Below are 18486 nucleotides of genomic sequence, written 5' to 3'. Positions count from 1 at the left end.
TTATGCCGTCGCGGCGTTTTGCCATTTAAACCACCGACGCCCTGACGGCGGTGCAGACATCATTTATTAAGGAGCGCATTCATGGCTGTTGGTCTTGGTCCTTTGCCAACGTTGCACCCGGTTGCCGGTTTTGAACTCGGTATCGCCTCGGCCGGTATCAAGCGCCCGGGGCGCAAGGATATCGTGGTCATGCGCTGTGCCGAAGGTTCTACGGTGGCGGGCGTGTTCACCTTGAACGCCTTTTGCGCAGCTCCCGTGATCCTGGCCAAACAACGCGTGCAAGGCCCGGTGCGTTACCTGCTGACCAACACCGGCAATGCCAACGCCGGCACCGGCGAACCAGGCCTGGCTGCCGCTGAGCGCACCTGCGCCAAACTGGCTGAACTGACCGGCGTCGATGCAAGCCTGGTATTGCCGTACTCCACTGGCGTGATCGGCGAGCCGTTGCCGGTCGAGAAAATCGAAGGTGCGCTGCAAGCCGCCCTCGATGACCTGTCGGAGAACAACTGGGAAGCGGCCGCTACCGGCATCATGACCACCGACACCCTGCCCAAGGGCGCCAGTCGCCAGTTCCAGCATGACGGCGTGACCATCACTGTCACCGGCATCAGCAAAGGTGCGGGCATGATTCGCCCGAACATGGCGACCATGCTCGGCTATATCGCCACCGACGCCAAAGTCTCCCGCGACGTGTTGCAAAACCTGCTGCTGGACGGCGCCAACAAGTCGTTCAACCGTATCACCATCGACGGCGACACCTCGACCAACGACTGCTGCATGCTGATCGCCACCGGTCAGGCTGCACTCCCGCAAATCACCGAGGCCAGCGGTCCACTGTTCGCTTTGCTGAAACAGGCAGTGTTCGAAGTCTGCATGGACGTGGCCCAGGCTATCGTTCGCGACGGCGAAGGCGCGACCAAGTTCGTCACCGTGGAAGTCAACGGCGGCGGCAATCACCAGGAGTGCCTGGACGTTGGTTACACCGTGGCCCACTCGCCGCTGATCAAGACCGCGCTGTTCGCCTCCGACCCGAACTGGGGCCGCATTCTGGCTGCCGTGGGCCGTGCCGGCGTACCGAACCTGGACGTGAGCAAGATCGACGTGTTCCTCGGCGACGTGTGCATCGCCAGCCGTGGCGCTCGCTCTGCCACCTACACCGAAGCTCAGGGCGCGGCGGTGATGCAGCAGGAAGAGATCACCATCCGCATCGAGCTGGGTCGCGGTGATTGCAGCGAAACCATCTGGACCACCGACCTGTCCCACGAATACGTGAAGATCAACGCCGAGTACCGTACTTAAGACTGCGGCGACCCTATCGCGGGCAAGCCCGCTCCCACAGGTTCAGTGGTGTGCACAAACTTTGTGTACGGCGCGATTCCTGTAGGAGCGAGGCTTGCCCGCGAAGAAGGACCACCAGACGCTAAAGATTCAGGCTTGTACTCTTATCAAAAGGTCCCGAACATGAGCCTCCACCTGATCATCGGCGACAAACTGCATTCTTCCTGGTCCTTGCGCGCCGCGCTGGCCCTCGACCTGACCGGCGCAGCCTACACCGAAGAACTGATCAAGCTGAACCAGCCGGACACCCGCGAGCGCCTGCTCAAGCATTCGCCGACCGGAAAAGCCCCGCTGCTGAAAACCGAACACGGCACCATCGCCGACTCCCTGGCGATTGCCGAGTACGTGGCCGAGCAATTCCCCGACGCCAGCCTCTGGCCCAAGGACACTGCCGCCCGTGCCCAGGCGCGTTCGGCCTGTGCGCAGATGCACAGCGGTTTCTTCGCCATGCGCGGCAACATGCCGTTCGATCTGAGCCACGATGCGCCGCTGTCGTCGACCCCGCCTGACGCCCAGGCCGACATCGAGCGCATGTTGGCGCTGTGGGCTGAATGTCGGGCCGTCGCAACCGAAACCGGTCCGTTCCTGTTTGGGGGCGCGACCTTGGCTGATGCGTTTTTCGCACCGATTGCCGTACGCCTGCGTACTTATCAAGTGAAGCTGCCCGAGGTCGACGCGGCCTATGTCGAAACCATCTACCAATGGCCAGCCTTCAAGGCCTGGCAGAAGGCTGGCCTGGAGGAAATAGAGCGGTGAAACGAGTACATGTAGCAGCCGCGGTTATCCGCGATAGCAATGGCAAGATTCTCATCGCCCGCCGTGCCGACACCCAGCATCAGGGCGGCTTGTGGGAGTTCCCCGGTGGCAAGGTCGAGGATGATGAATCGGTCGAAACGGCCCTGGCCCGCGAGCTTCACGAAGAGTTGGGTATTGTGGTCAATACCGCGCGACCGCTGATCAAGGTTCGCCACGACTACCCGGACAAGCAGGTGTTGCTGGATGTTTGGGAAGTTTCGGACTTTACCGGTGAACCCCATGGCGCTGAAGGTCAGCCTTTGGCCTGGGTGACCCCGCGGGAACTGGTGGACTACGAATTCCCGGCCGCCAACCAGCCAATCGTCGCCGCCGCACGTTTGCCCGGCGAATACCTGATCACCCCGGAGGGCCTGGAAACCCCGGCCTTGCTGCGTGGTATCCAGAACGCCATCGCTGGCGGCATCAAGTTGATTCAGTTGCGCGCGCCTACCGGCTACGACCCGCAATACCGCGATCTGGCGGTGGACGCGGCGGGGCTCTGTGCCGGCAAGGCGCAGTTGATGATCAAGGGGCCGTTTGAATGGCTGGGGGACTTCCCGTCCGCCGGTTGGCACATCACGTCGGCACAGCTGCGCAAGTACGCGGCGGCGGGGCGGCCGCTGCCGACGTCGCGCTGGTTGGCGGCGTCTTGCCACAACGCTGAAGAACTGGCGCTGGCCGAGCAGATGGGCGTGGACTTTGTGACCCTGTCGCCGGTGCAAGCGACCCAGACGCATCCGGATGCTCTGCCATTGGGTTGGGAACAGGCTTCGACCTTGATCGAGGGGTTCAGCAAACCGGTGTTTTTGCTCGGTGGGGTTGGCCCGGCAGAGCGGCAGAAAGCCTGGGAAGCGGGTGCGCAGGGTGTGGCGGGGATTCGGGCGTTTTGGCCTGAGGCTTGATTCTGCGGTGTAGCCACTGGCCTCATCGCGAGCAGGCTCGCTCCCACATTGGATTTGTGTACACCTCGATCCATTGTGGGAGCGAGCCTGCTCGCGATGGCGTCTTCGGACGCGCCGACTAAGCTTGAGGTTTAGCCGCCGGTTGCCACAAAATCTCGGCAATCCCCTGACGCTTGGCAATCAACCGTGCCGCCACAAACAACAAATCCGATAACCGATTGATATACGCCAGGCCAACCCCGGCCAACGGCTCGATCGCATTCAACTGCTGACAGCGCCGCTCGGCACTGCGCGCCAGACAGCGGCATACGTGGGCCTGGGCAATCAGCATCGAACCGCCGGGCAGAATGAAATTCTCCAGCGGCCCCAACTCTTCATTCCACACATCGATCGCCGCTTCCAACCGCTCGATTTCCGCCATGTTCAGTGCCTGATACACCGGCATCGCCAGTTCGCCACCCAAATCGAACAACCGATGTTGGCAGGGCGCCAACACGTCGATCACTTCGTTCAACCCCGGATACGCGTTACTTTCTGTCGCCAATCCGGCCAGCAGCACCCCCACTTGGCTGTTCAGCGTATCGACTTCGCCGATGGCCTCGATTCGCGGATGATCCTTGGGCACCCGGCGACCATCGCCGAGCCCGGTTTCGCCTTTGTCGCCAGTGCGGGTGTAAATCTTCGACAAGCGAAAGCCCATGGTTACCTCGACAGCTGATTGAGTTCTTGAGAAACCACCGGAGTGCCCGACAACGGCAGGCGCAAGGTGAAGCAAGTGCCTTGGCCCGGCGTCGATTGCACTTCCATTTGGCCCTTGTGGTTGTTGGTGATGATGAAATACGAGACCGAGAGCCCAAGGCCGGTGCCCTGACCGATCTCCTTGGTGGTGAAGAACGGTTCGAACGTGCGTTTACGAACGTTCTCGCTCATGCCGATGCCGTTGTCTTCAACCTGGATTTCTGCCCACGGCGGATTCAGCTTTGTACGCAGAATGATCCGCCCCGGTTCGCGGTCGTCTGTACGCTGATGAATGGCTTGCGCGGCGTTTTTCAGCAGGTTGAGCAGCACTTGTTCCAGTTCGTTGGCGGTGCCGGGCACCGGGCCCAGTGCCGGATCGAATTGCCGAAGGATCGCCTGCCCCTTGAAGTCGAAGCCGATGGCCAGGTCGAAGTCGTTGCCGGCAATTTCCACCGCTTGATCGATCAGCGCCGGCAAGTCGCAGGGGGCCATCTGCCGGGTACTGCGGCGGCTGAAACTGAGCATGTGCGTCACGATTTTTGCCGCCCGGGCGCCGGCCTGCTGAATGCCGTCGAGCAGCTGTGGCACTTCGCGAGCTTGCAGATACTGGTTGACCGTTTCCAGCTCGATGCCGAGTTGCTCGGCCTGTTCGAGGTTTTTCGGCAGATCAGGTGACAGGCGCCGACGAATGTTCTGCACGTTGTGCAGGATCGCGCCCAGTGGATTATTGATTTCGTGGGCCATGCCGGCGGCGAGGCCACCGACCGAGAGCATTTTCTCCGACTGCACCATCATTTCTTCCAGGGACAGACGCTGGGTGATGTCGTCGATCCGGATCACCACGCCACGCCCGGCACCGCCCATCAACGGATAGAACGTCAGGGCGTAATGCTTGGGTTCATCATCCTTGAGCCAGGTCACGCGTTCGATTTTCGCCACCGTGTGCTGCTCGACGGTTTGCCTGAGCTGCGGCAGGAACGGTTTGAGCGGTTCGAAGGCGAGGAAGATCGGCTGGTTCAAGGCTTCGTCGAGGCGCGTGCCGGATAGAGCGCTGGCTTCCTGATTCCACTGGGTCACGTAGAGCTGCTCGTCGAGGGCGATCAGTGCCGACGGCATGGAGTCGATGATGCTGTTGAGGTAGTTCTGAAAACCGGTGAGTTTCTTTTCGATCTTGCTGCGCACCTGAACTTCCAGCTCCAGCTTGCGGTTGGTGTGACGGGTTTCTTCGGCCAGCCCCTGAGCCTGGTCGTAAGCGGCCTGGGAGTCGTCGCGGGCACGCTTGAGTTGCTGCTCCCGGGCTTCGATGCGCGAGAGCATGGTGTTGAACGCTTCGGCGAGGCTGCCGATTTCGTCGTGGTTGCCGCGAGAGGCGCGCAGGGCGTAGTTCTCTTCCCGGGTCACTTGCCGGGACAACTCTTCGAGTTGATGGATCGGTCGGGTAATCAGGCGTTTGATCTGCCGGGCGATCACCAGCCACAACAGTACGCTGAAGATCAGAATCCCCAAACTGGCGGTCAGGGTCCCGGTGTAGAACGCCATTGGCAGTTCGCTGCTGGCCACCAGCAGCAAATGCCCAGGCGCAGTGCCGGGGCGGGGCAGGGTAATCACTTGATTGCTGCGAAACTCCGTGGCTTGCCAGGCGTCGAGGTGCCGGTAGTGCTCTGGCAGGCTCAGCTTGTCGCCGTGTTGCAACTGCGCCAGACGCACACCTTTGCCGTCATAGAGCGCTGCCGCCCGCAGCGGTGTATAGCTGCTGAGCTCGTTGAGCAAGCGTTCGGCGGTTTGCGGTGACTTCAACGCTTCGGCGATCAGGCTCGGGTTGGATACCAGCCGGCCGATGGTTTGCAGGGCCTGAGGTGCCATGCTTTCCTGGGAGATGTAATACGCGGCGCTGATAAAGGTCAGGTTGGCGACCAGCAAAACGGTGGTCAACAGCACCAGCAGAGCGGCCAGCAATTTCTGGCCGACTGGAAGGTTTTCAAGGCGCTGGCGCAATGGCATCAGGTTCATCGCTGAAAAGGAACAAGTGGCCAGCGTAGCCGCTGCTCAGTCGCTGGGCAATCCAAGGCTGTGCAGATGAGCAATCAAGCGCTGCTGCAATTGATTGAGGTGGGGCAGGTGCAACTGATGCCTCGACGCGACTTTGCAGGCGTGGCCCAACAGATAGCTGATTTCGGTGCGGCGCTGATTCGCGACGTCCTGGTACATCGAAGAGAAATTGGCCGCAGTGGCCTGGATCACCCGCTTGACTTCCTCCTGGAGGTTTTCGGCCGCTGCCGGTTGGCCGCAGCGCTCCAGCAGTTCGGTAAGCTCGGCGCACAGGGTGGCGACTTCGCAATGGTGCTGCTGCAAACCGCCGTTGCGGCATTCGTGCAGCACGGTCAGCGGGTTGATCGCACAATTGAGCGCCAGTTTTCGCCACAGTCTTGTGAGGATGTCAGTGTTCCACTCATGGGGAATGCCGGCGGCGCTCAAATCCTCCAGCCAGATCGGCGCCACCGGATGGCTGGCATCCCCCAGCCAGGTGTAGCCGTGGCCGGCAAACACCACACGCCAGTCGCCATCGCGAAACGCGCCTTCGGTACTGGAGGCGAAGATGCATCGCGCCTGAGGCACCTGCGCGGCAACGGCGTCCTGGCTGCCGAGGCCGTTCTGCAACAGGATCAGTTCGGCGTCGGGTGTCAGCCGGTGGGCGAGCCGGGCCACGGCTTTTTCGGCATCGTAGGCTTTGCAGGCCACCAGCAGACGGCGGATGGGCTCATCGCTGTCGGCTGTTTCGCCGGGCACCGGATACAGCTGCGCTTCGCCGTGTTCGACCAGCGTCAGCCCACCTGCCGCTTGATAAGCCTGCAAGCGTGTCGCGTCCCGCAGAATCAGCCTGACCGGCACTGAGGCCCGTGCCAGACGGGTGGCCCACAACGTGCCGAGACTGCCGGCGCCCAGAACATGCCAAGGGGTAGACATCAGCTTTTTGCTCGGTTTGACGCTGGCATGTGAGGCTCGCAGTATCGGTTGGAAAAGACCCGTTATAATGAGCCCGATTTTAACCGCAAGCCAAGCGCGCTCCATCGTTATCGAGCGCGCCTTTTTATTGGAGAGATTACATGCCGTCGTTCGACGTGGTATCCGAACTGGACAAACACGAAGTCACCAACGCGGTCGAGAACGCCGTCAAGGAACTCGATCGTCGTTATGACCTGAAAGGCAAGGGCAGCTTCGAGTTCAAGGAAAAGGACCTGACCGTCAACCTGACCGCTGAAGCCGATTTCCAGCTTGAAGCAATGATCGAGATCCTCAAGCTGGCCCTGGTCAAGCGCAAGATCGACGTGCAGTGCCTTGAGGTCAAGGATGCCTACGCGTCGGGCAAGTTGATGAAGCAGGAAGCGGTCCTCAAGGAAGGCATCGACAAAGAGTTGGCGAAGAAAATCGTCGCTCACGTCAAAGACGCCAAGCTCAAGGTCCAGGCCGCCATTCAGGGCGAGCAGGTACGCATCACCGGCAAGAAGCGTGACGATTTGCAGGAAGCCATCGCCGCCCTGCGCGCCAAGACGTTCGACATGCCGCTGCAGTTCAACAACTTCCGCGACTGACTTTTCAAGCGGAAACCTTGTGGGAGCGGGCTTGCTCGCGAAGAGGACGTATCAGTCGACATCACTGTTGAATGACACACCGCTTTCCCGAGCAAGTCGAATCGTCGAACCGCCGCTCCCACCCTTATTGTGCTCACCCCGGCGGGTCTTTTCTGCCGCTTATTTTTCGCGTGCCGGATGGCCGGAAATCAGGAGAAGTAGATGGATTTGAATACTGAAGTGGACAACCTGGTCAAGGCATCCCAAGCCTGGGTTCCGATGATCATGGAATACGGCAGCCGTGTGCTACTGGCGGTGATTACCCTGGCCATCGGCTGGTGGCTGATCAACAAGGTCACGCAAAAACTCGGCGGCCTGCTGGCCCTGCGTAATGCCGACCTGGCGCTGCAAGGCTTTATCAGCAGCCTGGCGAACATCATCCTCAAGATTCTGCTGATCGTCAGCGTGGCGTCGATGATCGGTGTGGAAACCACGTCCTTCGTCGCGGCCATCGGTGCCGCCGGCCTGGCGATCGGTCTGGCCTTGCAGGGCAGCCTGGCGAATTTCGCCGGCGGCGTGCTGATTCTGTTGTTCCGCCCGTTTCGCATCGGTGACTGGATCGAAGCTCAAGGTGTTGCCGGTACTGTCGACAGCATCCAGATCTTCCACACCGTGCTGCGTACCGGCGATAACAAAACCATCATCGTCCCTAACGGTAATCTGTCGAACGGCATCATCACCAACACCAACCGTCAGCCGACCCGCAAGGTGGTATTTGATGTAGGTGTGGCTTACGAGGCGGATTTGCAAAAGGCCCGTGAAGTACTGCTGGAACTGGCCAAGGACCCGCGAGTATTGACTGATCCGGCACCGGAAGCGGTGATTTCCACGTTGGGCGACAGTTCGATCACTGTTTCCCTGCGCGTGTGGGTGAAGACCGCTGACTATTGGAATGTGATGTTCATGTTCAACGAACAATCGCGCGATCGCTTGAAGACTGCCGGCATCGATATTCCGTTTCCTCAGCGGGTTATTCGTATGGTTCAGGAAACTGCGCCGCAATAACGCCTCAATGATGGCTTAGAGGTTCGGTCAGCTGTGTATTGTTAGGTTGCTATGTAACTAGCAACATTAAAATTTGTACGAGCCCAGATACAAAAAAAACGCTCACCTGAATCAGGTGAGCGTTTTTTATTGTTGCCGTGTTGTGTAGCTGTCGAACTAGCGCTGAATTACAAGATGCTCAGCGGGTATTCGACGATCACACGGAAGTCGTTGTTGTCGCCGCCAGAGTAGGCAGTGTTCGAACGATAGAATGCGCTACGCAGGCGGAAAGACAGGTCTTTGGCTGGGCCACTTTGCATAACGTATTTGGTTTCGAAATCGATCTCGTGTTCCTTGCCTTCGATATCGGACGCGGTAGTGATGTGGTCGCCTGTAACGTAACGAGTCATGAAACTCAGGCCAGGAACGCCGTAGGTCTTCATGTTCAGGTCATAACGAGCCTGCCAGGAACGCTCGTCCGCGCCGTTGTAGTCGGAATACTGAACGGAGTTGGCGAGGAAGATGGTACCGCCACCGTCAACGCCGTAGAGGTAACCGGTGTCACCGCTAGAGCGCTGGTGAGCCACGGTGAACTTGTGAGCGCCGAGGCTGTACGCAGCTGCAAGGGACCAGATGCGGTTGTCGACTTCGCCCGACAGTTCCTGACCTTGGCTCTTGCTTTTGTAGCCATTGAAGTCGAAGTTCAGCGACTGATCTTCGTTGATCGGCAGGGTGTAGTTGGCGTTGATGTATTGCTTCTTGAAGTAGTCCTCAACATCGGAAGCAGCCACGCCGGCTACGAAATTATCGGTGAACTGGTAGGTTGCACCGGCAATGTTGGCAGAAGTCAGGCCTTTCGCCCCCGGACCATTGATGCTGTCACGACCCATGCCAGTCTGCGAACTCATAGCGGTAAAGCGACCAGCGGTCAGCTCCAGGCCTTTGATTTCCTTACTGGTGATCAAAGTACCGGTGGCAACTTCCGGCAGCAAGCGGCTGTCGTCGGTCGAGAAGACAGGGCTGGTAGTTTGTTGGTTACCGTATTTCAGGACGGTGTCGGACAGACGGAATTTAACCGCACCGCCAGCTTTCGATTGGGTATCTTCAGGTCGACCTTCGCTGTTCGTAGCGAACAGACCGTTACCAGCACGGCCTCGGCCGCCGTCAAGCTTGATGGTACCGAATGCAAAGGCATCAACGCCTACACCAACGGTGCCTTGGGTGAAACCGGACTCATAGATGGCACGTGAGGCCACGCCAGCTTCTTCGCGATAGCTTTGGCCCCTGCTTACCGCGTTCTCGTTCTTGAAGTCGCGGTTCATGTAGAGCATACGATTCAGAACATTCAGGCTCTGATCTTCAAAAAAGCCCTTGGATTCCTCTTGGGAGGACGCTATTGCAAACTGCGAGGTACTGGCGGAAACAGCCAGTGCGATCATGCTCCACTTCATCACGCGCATCGTGATTTGCTCCTTTGGTTTTTAGAAGAGTACTGCCGTCCCACCTGTTTTATTATCTGGGCGGCTCTTTCTTTTTGAGTCGGCGCAAACTTATATCACGCCGACCCTATTGGCGATACTTGCGAATCTAACCTTTCAGCTTCTTTACGACCTTGTCGTAAATGGCTGGGTATATGTCGCAAATTCACAGTCCCAATGCAACCGGGCTGACAACTTCAGCGTTGTTTTTCCAGAGCTTGAGCATCGGAAAAAAGAGTCCTTGGTGAAACGTTTGAATCTCCATCGGGCAACCCTGCCACTGTTTTCATTGCCTTAAGACTGCCACTTCCAGCGGCGCTCTTATAGACGATACGGGGGTGAATGCAACAAGCGTGCACAAAATGGAATTCTGTTGCTGTTTTTTTTCAAAGACCTGCCTGTTGCTGTAAAAACCTCATAAAACAGGGGGGTTCAACCTCGTTCTGTTAAGGCTTGACGCCGTACCTGACATCGTGGTTATCACGTCGAGCCAGGGGGGCGACAACAAAAAACGTTACCGGTTCACCCCTGCAAGTGAGTAGTTAACGCATGCTGACGCACTCAGCGTAGACGCGTTGTACGGTTTTGGTGCAAAAAATTTCAATTGCTGTACCGAATTCACACAGTGTCGCTGGGTGGTGATTTCGAACAGGCCCTTGTTTGTTGGTTATTCTGGCTTTTTCTGTGGGGCGGCGAGTTCGGTAATGGGGCGACGCGGATCAAAATGTCTCATCTCGGGGCGACGCCGGGGGCGATGGAGTCGGCGGTTCGTCGTGAAGCTTGGGGCGTTCGCAGGTATGCTGCCGTCCTGTCGCTTGGTGCGCCGTTTTTTCTGTATGGGCGCTAAGCTGAAAAAAGACCAGGACGGGAGTGCGCGCTGTGTTCGTTTTAGATCCACGACTTTTACAAGACACGTTACCGATCGGCGATTTCCCACTCTGTCGGTTGCTGTTATCCAATGATTCGAACTACCCGTGGTTCATCCTCGTGCCCCGCCGCGAGGATATCAGTGAGATATTTCAGTTGGATGCCGCGGATCAACAGCAGCTGTGGCAGGAAACGACCGCGCTGGCGGAGATGCTCAAGGACTCGTTCGACGCGGACAAGTTGAACGTCGCGGCCCTGGGTAATGTCGTCAGTCAGTTGCACATGCATGTGATTGTGCGCAAGCGTGAAGACGCCGCCTGGCCAGCCCCGGTCTGGGGCAAGCAGCAGGCCAAGCCGTACAGTCCAGAGCAGATCGCGACGATTCGCGAACGGCTGCGTCTGGTGTTGACCGATGATTTCAAGTTTCTGGAGGGCTGAATCATGAGCCTGGAAGAGCGCGTTACCGATCTGGAAAGCCAGTTGGCGTTTCAGGATGACACCATCCAGGCATTGAGTGATGTGCTGGCGACGCAGCAGCGCGCAGTGGAGCGCCTGCAACTACAAATGGCCGCATTGCTCAAGCGGCAAGAGGAAATGGCCGGTCAGTTCGAGTCCTTCGAAGAAGAGGCGCCACCGCCGCATTACTGAGCCACATTAGTGAGCTACGTTAGAGAAAAGCAGGTCATAAAAAAACCGCGAACAGCCTGGGCTGTTCGCGGTTTTTTTTAGCCTTGGGATCAGCGGCGCGGCAGGGCGGCGATCACATCTTCGGCTTGCAGGCCTTTGTCACGGTTCATGACAGAGAACTCCACGCGCTGGCCTTCGACCAGAACGCGATGGCCTTCGCCGCGAATCGCCCGGAAGTGCACGAAAATATCATCGCCGGAATCACGGGAAATAAAGCCGAAGCCTTTGGAGGTGTTGAACCATTTGACGGTGCCAGTATCGCGGTTGCTCATGTCATAGCTTGGCGAGGCAGCAGCCGGTGAAGATTTGTAGAAGCTGATGGCCAGGTGCAAAAGAACGGCGATCAGGGCAGCGACCAGGCTGAACAGAACGGCAGGTTGACCGGCGATGACAGGCATCGGGGCGATCAGCGTCAGGGTTTGCAGCACCACAGCCAGAACCAGCAAGGCGCTGACCAGGTTTTGCAGTTGATGACGCGGGCCTTTGTTCCAGTAAGGGATAACAGGCGCGAGGGTGAGGTTGAGCAGGCCGAAAAAGGCCAGGTACAGCGCATCGGGTTGTTGCAGGTAAGGTACCGCTTCGGATCGCAGGCTAGGGATGAAGGACAGCAGCAGGGCTGCTGCGCCCATTAGCAGGTGGACGATTTTCAACATTTTGATTAACTCACGTTAAGACGGATCACAAGGAAGAGCTGATTGAGCACGGTTCGCTTCAGAACAATAAGAGGCGTTGGGCACGTACCCGCTATCAGCCTATGCGCAGCCCCTGGAAAATAGGCGGTAGCGACACACTGCCTATTTAACAGCAAAGCCCGCATCTACTCAAATCAGGCAGTCCAGCGGCGCTTCCACTGGCCGGTGTGCGGATGACGCTTGCTGAGTGTTGTTTGCGCGCTGTGCTTCTCGGATCTGTTGCCTTTTCGTTGAATGACGTTGCGTCAGTTTTCGTAGGAAATCGTCCGGCCTAGGACGAGCTCCATGATCTCCCCCCAGTTGTTGGCTTATCCTACGTTGATGGTCAAAAAGTCATCTGGATATACCTGTGCGCCTGCGCTTTTATAAGGAAACGGAATATGACTCATATAAGCAGCAAGGATGACAAAGGAGTGTCAACGGTATGGTTCATGAAGACAGGCGAAGCGAAGGGAGGGGCGGTCCACCCAAGGAGGTAAGGATTGATTCATTTGTCAGCGAATTCGATATGGGCCTGGCCCAGCCTTTATCCCGGTCAGTGCGCCTGAATGGCTTTGCGACCTGTTTGCGGCTTGAGCAGGTCTATTGGGATATTTTGGGCGACATGGCCAAGGTCAATTGCTGTTCGGTCAGTGCGCTGTTGTCCCATGTGGATCGCGAAGTGCATTTGCGTCATGGCGGGGTGAAGAACTTCACCGGGCTGGTACGGGTTGTCTGTGTCGTGCACAGCCTGAGGGAGGGCAGTTGCCTCGTCATGGCTTAGCGGTGGCGGTGGATCAGGTCGAGTGTCGGTCTGTGCAGTCTTACGGCTGCACAGGCTGCATTTAATGGATATAATCCCGCTCTTTGCCGCAAAGCCCAGCATGCGCGGTAGCAATCTGATCGCCGAGACAACCCCCATGCCGATGTACGACTATCAATGTGCTTCCTGTGGTCATCAGTTGGAAGCCATTCAAAAGATCAGCGCAGCACCGCTGGTCGACTGCCCTGCCTGCCAGGCGCCAGAGCTTAAAAAGATGCTGTCCATGCCGGGCTTCCGCCTCAGCGGCACCGGCTGGTACGAAACCGACTTCAAGACCGGTTCCAAGAAAAATCTGGCCGGTGGCGACAAAGCTGACTAGGGTCTAGCGCCCGGGCTGAATGACACGCGCGAGCTCTTGCATCATCTGGCACCTTATTCAGGTGCGGGGGTGTGGCAAGAGCTCCAACCGAATTTCGAATTACGAGAAGTGAAACCACTACCATGATGCGCAGCCATTATTGCGGCCAACTGAACGAAAGCCTGGAAGGCCAGGAAATTACCCTTTGCGGATGGGTCCACCGTCGTCGTGACCACGGTGGGGTGATTTTCCTCGATATCCGTGATCGTGACGGTCTGGCCCAGGTGGTGTTCGACCCGGACCGCGCTGAAACCTTCGCCGCCGCCGACCGCGTGCGCAGCGAATACGTGGTCAAGGTCACCGGCAAGGTGCGTCTGCGTCCGGCCGGTGCCGGCAACGCCAACATGGCGTCGGGCATGATCGAAGTGCTGGGCTACGAGCTGGAAGTGTTGAACGAAGCGGAAACCCCGCCGTTCCCGCTCAACGAGTTCTCCGACGTCGGTGAAGAAACCCGTCTGCGTTATCGCTTCATCGACCTGCGTCGCCCGGAAATGCTCGAGAAGCTGCGTCTGCGTTCGCGCATGACCACCAGCATCCGTCGCTTCCTGGACGAGAACGGCTTCCTCGATGTCGAGACGCCGATTCTGACCCGCGCCACGCCAGAAGGCGCTCGCGACTACCTGGTGCCGAGTCGTACTCACGCAGGTAGCTTCTTCGCCTTGCCGCAATCGCCACAGCTGTTCAAGCAGCTGCTGATGGTCGCCGGCTTCGACCGTTACTACCAGATCGCCAAGTGCTTCCGCGACGAAGATCTGCGCGCCGACCGTCAGCCGGAATTCACCCAGATCGACATCGAGACCAGCTTCCTCGATGAAAAAGAGATCATGGGCATCACCGAACAAATGATCCGCAACCTGTTCAAGGAAGTGCTGGGTCTGGAATTCGGCGACTTCCCGCACATGACCTTCGAAGAGGCCATGCGTCGTTACGGTTCCGACAAGCCAGACCTGCGTATTCCGCTGGAACTGGTGGACGTTGCCGACCAGCTCAAAGAAGTTGATTTCAAAGTGTTCAGCGGCCCGGCCAACGATCCGAAATGCCGCGTTGCCGCTCTGCGCGTTCCAGGCGCGGCAAGCATGCCGCGCAAGCAGATCGACGACTACACCAAGTTCGTCGGCATCTACGGTGCCAAGGGCCTGGCGTACATCAAGGTCAACGAGCGCGCCAAAGGCGTCGAAGGCTTGCAGTCGCCAATCGTCAAGAACATCCCTGAGGCCAACCTCAATGTGATCCTTGATCGCGTTGGTGCGGTTGACGGCGACATCGTGTTCTTCGGTGCCGACAAAGCCAAGATCGTCAGCGAAGCCCTGGGCGCGCTGCGGATCAAGGTCGGTCACGATCTGAATCTGCTGACCTGCGAGTGGGCACCGATGTGGGTCGTCGACTTCCCGATGTTCGAAGAGAACGACGACGGCAGCTTCACCGCCTTGCACCACCCGTTCACTGCGCCGAAGTGCACCCCGCAAGAACTGGAAGCCAGCCCGGCGACCGCGCTGTCCCGTGCCTACGACATGGTACTGAACGGCACCGAGCTGGGTGGTGGTTCGATCCGTATCCACCGCAAGGAAATGCAACAGTCGGTGTTCCGTCTGCTGGGTATCAGTGAAGCGGAACAGGAAGAGAAGTTCGGCTTCCTGCTCGACGCCCTGAAATACGGCGCGCCGCCGCACGGTGGTCTGGCCTTTGGTCTGGACCGTCTGGTAATGCTGATGACTGGCGCCCAGTCGATCCGTGAAGTGATCGCCTTCCCGAAAACCCAGAGCGCTGCCTGTGTCATGACTCAGGCTCCGGGTCTGGTGGATGCCAAGGCATTGCGCGAACTGCACATTCGTCTGCGCGAAACGCCTAAAACTGAGTAAGGCTGACCTTGCGGGCGCATCTTCGGATGCGCCCTTTCTTTATAGATAGGGTCGAGATTTTTTTTTGCTGGCTGGCGCATCATGGCGTGGCGGGCAATGTTTCAAAGATAATTCGGAGCGAGTTATGGCGGGTCATTCCAAGTGGGCGAACATCAAGCACCGCAAAGAACGTCAGGATGCCAAGAAGGGCAAGATTTTCACCAAGTGGATTCGTGAGCTGACGGTTGCTGCCCGTCAGGGCGGCGCTGATCCGGGCTCCAACCCGCGTTTGCGTCTGGCGCTGGATAAGGCGCTGGGTGCGAACATGAGTCGCGACATCATCGACCGCGCGGTTGCCCGCGGTGCCGGTGCTGCCGATACCGACGACATGGTCGAGCTGACCTACGAAGGTTATGGCCCGGGAGGTGTGGCGGTGATGGTCGAATGCATGACCGACAACCGTAACCGCACCGCGGCGGCTGTTCGCCATGCGTTCAGCAAATGTGGCGGTAACCTTGGCACCGACGGTTCGGTGGCCTATCTGTTCGAGCGCAAAGGGCAGATTTCCTTTGCGCCAGGCGTTGATGAAGACGCACTGATGGAAGCAGCCATGGAGGCTGACGCCGATGATGTGGTGACCCACGAAGACGGTTCCATCGACGTGTTCACCTCGTTCGCCGGCTTCTATTCCGTGCGCAATGCTTTGGAGGCCGCAGGCTTTAAGGGTGATGACGCGGAAATCGTCATGCTGCCGACCACCAGTGCCGAACTGGACCTGGAAGGCGCCGAGAAGGTTCTGAAGCTGATCGACATGCTTGAAGACCTGGATGATGTGCAGAACGTGTATTCCAACGCCGACATTCCAGAAGCGGTGGCCGCACAGCTCGGTTAAGGGTGACTAAAATTTAATGTGGGAGCTGGCTTGCCTGCGATAGCGGTGTGTCAGGCTACATCATTGTTTGATGTGCCTGCGTCATTGCAGGCAAGCCAGCTCCCACGTTTGTTATTCGCCGTGTTCAAAAAAGTGCTCTTACCTAATCCGCAGGCGTTATGACTTTAATTCTTGGAATCGACCCCGGTTCGCGTATCACAGGTTATGGCGTAGTACGTGATACCGGGCGGGGCTGCGTGTACGTGGCGTCGGGCTGCATTCGCACGGGCTCCGGCGAGCTGCATGAGCGCCTGCAAATCGTCTATCGGGGCGTGCGCGAAGTCATTCAGACCTACGGGCCGGTGACCATGGGCATCGAAAAAGTCTTCATGGCCCGTAACGCCGACTCGGCCCTCAAGCTCGGCCAGGCCCGTGGCGCAGCTATCGTGGCCGGCGCTGAGGAAAGCCTGGAAATCGCCGAATACACCGCCACCCAAGTCAAGCAAGCAGTGACTGGTACCGGCTCGGCAAATAAAGAACAGGTGCAGATGATGGTCATGCACATGCTGAAATTGACCAGCAAGCCGCAAATCGATGCCTCGGATGCCCTGGCCATTGCGATTTGCCACGCTCACACCCGTTCCAGCCTGTTGCCTCATGGTCTGGGCACGGCACGCAGTCGTGGCGGGCGCCTGCGTCTCTGATAGCATCAGCAATCATTTTTTATGGAATGAGGGTTTTGCGCCTGTGTTGTCGGCGCAAAACCCTTGTTCTGTCAGTCGCCAGCACTGATCTGGCCAACGCTCAAGGATCTGAAACGTGATTGGACGCTTGCGCGGCACCCTGGCTGAGAAACAGCCGCCGCACCTGATTCTGGATGTAAATGGTCTGGGGTATGAGCTGGAAGTGCCCATGACCACGCTTTATCGCTTGCCGTCGGTCGGTGAACCGCTGACCTTGCACACCCATTTGGTCGTACGCGAAGACGCGCAGTTACTCTATGGCTTCTTCGGCAAGCGTGAGCGAGACTTTTTTCGCGAATTGATCCGTCTCAATGGGGTAGGGCCGAAACTGGCGCTGGCCTTGATGTCCAGCCTGGAGGTCGACGAGTTGGTCCGTTGCGTGCAGTCCCAGGACACTTCGGCGTTGACCAAGGTGCCGGGAGTGGGCAAGAAGACGGCCGAGCGTTTGCTAGTGGAACTCAAGGACCGCTTCAAGGCCTGGGAAACCGTGCCGGCGATGTTCGCGTTGGTGCCAAACCAGCCGGGTGGGCCAGATGCGCCTCCGGTCGCCACTGCCGAAAATGACGCGGTCAGCGCGCTGATTTCCCTGGGCTACAAGCCACAGGAAGCCAGCAGGGCGATTTCCTCGATCAAGGAGAAAGGTTTGAGCAGTGAAGACATGATTCGTCGTGCCCTGAAGGGAATGATCTAAGTGATTGAAGCTGATCGTCTGATCGCCGCCACGGGTGGCCCCCGTGACCGCGAAGAAGTCCAGGACCGGGCGATTCGTCCAGTCAGCCTGGCCGAATACATTGGCCAGCCAACCGTTCGCGAGCAAATGGAGTTGTTCATCCAGGCTGCGCGAGGGCGCAATGAATCCCTGGATCACACCCTGATTTTCGGCCCGCCGGGCCTGGGTAAAACCACCCTGGCCAACATTATTGCCCAGGAAATGGGCGTGTCGATCAAAAGCACCTCGGGGCCGGTACTCGAGCGTCCGGGTGATCTGGCGGCGTTGCTGACCAACCTTGAACCCCATGACGTGCTGTTCATCGACGAAATCCATCGGTTGTCGCCGATCGTCGAAGAAGTGCTGTACCCGGCCATGGAAGATTTCCAGCTCGACATCATGATCGGCGAAGGGCCGGCCGCGCGCTCGATCAAACTCGATCTGCCGCCGTTCACCCTGGTCGGTGCGACCACTCGTGCAGGCATGCTGACCAACCCGTTGCGCGACCGTTTCGGGATCGTCCAGCGCCTGGAGTTCTACAACACCGCTGACCTGGCGACGATTGTCAGCCGTTCGGCGAACATCCTCGGTTTGCCGCTGGACCCGGAAGGCGCCTTCGAAATCGCCCGCCGTGCCCGTGGCACGCCGCGGATCGCCAACCGCTTGCTGCGTCGGGTCCGGGATTTTGCCGAAGTGCGTGCCAAGGGGCATATCACCAAACCGATCGCCGATCTGGCGCTGAACCTGCTGGATGTCGACGAACGTGGCTTCGATCATCAGGACCGACGCTTGCTGTTGACCATGATCGAGAAGTTCGACGGTGGGCCGGTGGGGGTGGACAGTCTGGCGGCGGCCATCAGCGAAGAGCGTCACACCATTGAAGACGTGCTGGAACCGTATTTGATCCAGCAGGGCTACATCATGCGCACGCCGCGGGGGCGGGTGGTCACTCGGCATGCGTATCTGCACTTCGGTTTAAACATCCCGTCACGATTAGGCGAGATGCCCGTGGTAGACGAGTTCCTCGATGCCGTGGACGATTAATTACCTTTGCG

General features: G+C 58.5%; 19 protein-coding genes. 14 read left to right on the top strand and 5 right to left on the bottom strand.

The window, feature by feature from the left end:
• Positions 1-81: 81 nt before the first annotated feature.
• The 3 genes from argJ (at position 82) to ACA044_RS23825 (ending at position 3035) form a co-directional block, all read left to right on the top strand.
• Entirely contained in the window at positions 82-1299 is a 1218-nt protein-coding gene (gene argJ, locus ACA044_RS23835) for a bifunctional glutamate N-acetyltransferase/amino-acid acetyltransferase ArgJ (protein ID WP_497443548.1), read from the top strand.
• A gap of 162 nt (positions 1300-1461) precedes the next feature.
• Positions 1462-2094 (top strand): glutathione S-transferase family protein, encoded by a 633-nt coding sequence (locus ACA044_RS23830; protein ID WP_497443547.1) that lies wholly within the window; start codon positions 1462-1464, stop codon positions 2092-2094.
• Positions 2091-3035: a Nudix family hydrolase gene (locus ACA044_RS23825; protein ID WP_497443546.1), complete on the top strand. Its 945-nt coding sequence runs from the start codon at positions 2091-2093 to the stop codon at positions 3033-3035. The genes ACA044_RS23830 and ACA044_RS23825 overlap by 4 nt, the downstream gene beginning before the upstream one ends.
• 118 nt (positions 3036-3153) lie before the next feature.
• Here ACA044_RS23825 and ACA044_RS23820 read toward each other — a convergent pair whose 3' ends face one another.
• Genes ACA044_RS23820 through ACA044_RS23810 form a run of 3 tightly spaced genes read right to left on the bottom strand, consistent with a single transcriptional unit; the run spans position 3154 to position 6737 of the window.
• On the bottom strand, positions 3154-3735 hold the full coding sequence (locus tag ACA044_RS23820) for a cob(I)yrinic acid a,c-diamide adenosyltransferase (protein WP_497443545.1): 582 nt from the start codon (positions 3733-3735) through the stop codon (positions 3154-3156).
• Between the two features lie 2 nt (positions 3736-3737).
• Positions 3738-5774 carry a sensor histidine kinase gene (locus ACA044_RS23815; protein WP_497443544.1) on the bottom strand — a complete coding sequence of 679 codons (2037 nt, stop codon included), beginning with the start codon at positions 5772-5774 and terminating at the stop codon, positions 3738-3740.
• 45 nt (positions 5775-5819) lie between these two features.
• On the bottom strand, positions 5820-6737 hold the full coding sequence (locus ACA044_RS23810) for a putative 2-dehydropantoate 2-reductase (protein ID WP_497443543.1): 918 nt from the start codon (positions 6735-6737) through the stop codon (positions 5820-5822).
• 140 nt (positions 6738-6877) lie between these two features.
• On the opposite strand from ACA044_RS23810, the gene ACA044_RS23805 reads away from it, so the two are divergent.
• Together ACA044_RS23805 and ACA044_RS23800 are read left to right on the top strand one after the other, a co-directional pair.
• Entirely contained in the window at positions 6878-7363 is a 486-nt protein-coding gene (locus tag ACA044_RS23805) for a YajQ family cyclic di-GMP-binding protein (RefSeq protein WP_018926510.1), read from the top strand.
• 201 nt (positions 7364-7564) lie between these two features.
• Positions 7565-8407, top strand: a complete 843-nt coding sequence (locus ACA044_RS23800) for a mechanosensitive ion channel family protein (protein ID WP_497443542.1) — start codon at positions 7565-7567, stop codon at positions 8405-8407.
• A gap of 167 nt (positions 8408-8574) precedes the next feature.
• Here the strand turns inward: ACA044_RS23800 and ACA044_RS23795 are convergent, their stop codons facing one another.
• On the bottom strand, positions 8575-9846 hold the full coding sequence (locus tag ACA044_RS23795) for an OprD family porin (protein WP_497443541.1): 1272 nt from the start codon (positions 9844-9846) through the stop codon (positions 8575-8577).
• A gap of 897 nt (positions 9847-10743) precedes the next feature.
• Here ACA044_RS23795 and ACA044_RS23790 point away from each other — a divergent pair.
• Together ACA044_RS23790 and ACA044_RS23785 are read left to right on the top strand one after the other, a co-directional pair.
• Positions 10744-11169 carry an HIT domain-containing protein gene (locus ACA044_RS23790; protein WP_497443540.1) on the top strand — a complete coding sequence of 142 codons (426 nt, stop codon included), beginning with the start codon at positions 10744-10746 and terminating at the stop codon, positions 11167-11169.
• Between the two features lie 3 nt (positions 11170-11172).
• Positions 11173-11379 (top strand): SlyX family protein, encoded by a 207-nt coding sequence (locus ACA044_RS23785; protein ID WP_050683199.1) that lies wholly within the window; start codon positions 11173-11175, stop codon positions 11377-11379.
• An 89-nt stretch (positions 11380-11468) separates the two neighbouring features.
• Here the strand turns inward: ACA044_RS23785 and ACA044_RS23780 are convergent, their stop codons facing one another.
• Entirely contained in the window at positions 11469-12071 is a 603-nt protein-coding gene (locus tag ACA044_RS23780) for a cold-shock protein (protein WP_111451443.1), read from the bottom strand.
• Positions 12072-12534: 463 nt separating this feature from the next.
• Here ACA044_RS23780 and ACA044_RS23775 point away from each other — a divergent pair, with 463 nt between their 5' ends.
• The 7 genes from ACA044_RS23775 (at position 12535) to ruvB (ending at position 18475) form a co-directional block, all read left to right on the top strand.
• Positions 12535-12873 (top strand): ribbon-helix-helix domain-containing protein, encoded by a 339-nt coding sequence (locus tag ACA044_RS23775; protein ID WP_497443539.1) that lies wholly within the window; start codon positions 12535-12537, stop codon positions 12871-12873.
• A gap of 136 nt (positions 12874-13009) precedes the next feature.
• Complete coding sequence (locus ACA044_RS23770) at positions 13010-13231, top strand: FmdB family zinc ribbon protein (protein WP_010457489.1); 222 nt, start codon at positions 13010-13012, stop codon at positions 13229-13231.
• 122 nt (positions 13232-13353) lie between these two features.
• Positions 13354-15129 carry an aspartate--tRNA ligase gene (gene aspS / locus ACA044_RS23765; RefSeq protein ID WP_497443538.1) on the top strand — a complete coding sequence of 592 codons (1776 nt, stop codon included), beginning with the start codon at positions 13354-13356 and terminating at the stop codon, positions 15127-15129.
• Between the two features lie 124 nt (positions 15130-15253).
• The gene (locus tag ACA044_RS23760) at positions 15254-16000 is read left to right on the top strand and encodes a YebC/PmpR family DNA-binding transcriptional regulator (protein WP_497443537.1); all 747 of its coding nucleotides are present in this window, start codon (positions 15254-15256) and stop codon (positions 15998-16000) included.
• A gap of 158 nt (positions 16001-16158) precedes the next feature.
• Complete coding sequence (ruvC, locus tag ACA044_RS23755; RefSeq protein ID WP_258699405.1) at positions 16159-16683, top strand: crossover junction endodeoxyribonuclease RuvC; 525 nt, start codon at positions 16159-16161, stop codon at positions 16681-16683.
• A gap of 115 nt (positions 16684-16798) precedes the next feature.
• Complete coding sequence (gene ruvA / locus ACA044_RS23750) at positions 16799-17413, top strand: Holliday junction branch migration protein RuvA (RefSeq protein ID WP_497443536.1); 615 nt, start codon at positions 16799-16801, stop codon at positions 17411-17413.
• Positions 17414-18475, top strand: coding sequence for a Holliday junction branch migration DNA helicase RuvB (gene ruvB, locus ACA044_RS23745; RefSeq protein WP_008006678.1), 1062 nt, complete (start codon positions 17414-17416; stop codon positions 18473-18475).
• Positions 18476-18486 lie beyond the last annotated feature (11 nt).

The sequence above is a fragment of the Pseudomonas sp. LBUM1673 genome, assembly GCF_059695645.1.
The sequence above is the reverse complement of the archived record's forward strand: the minus strand, read 5'-3'. Positions and strand labels throughout refer to the sequence as shown.